Raw genomic sequence first — 1,054 nt, 5'->3', positions numbered from 1 at the left:
AGCACGGTCGCCGGGGCCACCAGGCCGCCGATCGGGATGCCGGCCCGGTCCAGGACGGCGAAGACCGCGATCGCGTAGATGAGCACCACCAGCGTCCAGGTGATCACCTGGGTCAGCGAGTGCCGGTGCTTGGCGGCCTCGGAGCGGACCAGGGCGTCGCCGCCGGTCGAGCGGGCGTCGATGCGGTCGGTGATCTTCTCGCCGACCCAGGCGACGAAGCGGGCCAGCAGGACCGACCCCAGGACGATGAGGGCGATCTCCAGCCCGCGCCCGGCGAGCCAGGTCAGCAGGGGGTCCAGTGGTGCCATCGCGCCCCAGCCTCTCCAACGGACCTCGACCGCGCCAACCCCGGGTCAGCGCGGCGCGACGAACAGGGCCTGCGCCGAGCGGCCGATCCGGCCGGTGGCGTCGTAGAGGTCGGCGAAGCACTGCCCGGCGCCGGCCGGACCGATCGTGGTGACGGCGTCCACGCCCAGCCACTCCCCGGCCGGCGGGCGGACCAGGGCGATGGTCAGGTCGACGTTGGCGAAGGTGGCCCGCTGCCAGTCCAGGACGGCGGAGATGCCACTGGCCGCGTCGGTCATCACCAGCAGGTGCTGCAGCGGGCTCATCGGCTCGTCCTCGACCAGGGTGCACAGCGGCCGCGTCCACGCGGCCGCCGGCCCGGGGGCGTTGAACGAGCCGTGCGCGAAGTGCCAGTCCAGTGCCCGGTGGTAGGCCACGTCGGTGGTGAAGAAGGCCGCCGTCTCCGGGCGGCTCTCCTCCGGCCCGGGCAGCGGGACGCCGTCCTGCGGCGTCCCCTCGACCGCCGCGGTGCGCATCCGCCAGGCGGTCAGCCGCATGAGCGGGCGGTCCCGGTCCGCGGGGGAGGAGCCCGCAGTGAGCACCGCCTCCACCAGCTCGATCCGCCGTCCGGGCCGCAGCAGCCGGGCGCTGACCTGCACCGGACCCACCGGCACCGGCGCGAGGATGTCGAAGGCCAGCCGCACGGTCTGCCCGTCGGGGATCTCGGTGACCCGCTCGGCCTCACGGGCGAGCAGGGCGGCGACCGGCC

1 protein-coding gene and 1 pseudogene are annotated in these 1,054 nt (G+C 75.0%); both read right to left on the bottom strand.

Translation table 11 applies throughout. The features are described 5' to 3' along the window. Nucleotides 1-308, bottom strand: a pseudogene (locus tag CNO22_RS27125) (mechanosensitive ion channel family protein); the annotation flags it as partial. 45 nt (nucleotides 309-353) lie between these two features. Further along, on the bottom strand, nucleotides 354-1,054 hold a 701-nt coding region (locus tag CNO22_RS27120), incomplete at its 5' end, for a thioesterase family protein (RefSeq protein ID WP_100502312.1).

The organism is Geodermatophilus chilensis (assembly GCF_002802985.1).
Taxonomy (GTDB): domain Bacteria; phylum Actinomycetota; class Actinomycetes; order Mycobacteriales; family Geodermatophilaceae; genus Geodermatophilus; species Geodermatophilus chilensis.
Note: the sequence above shows the minus strand (reverse complement) of the source record. Positions and strands in the feature narration are given on the sequence as shown.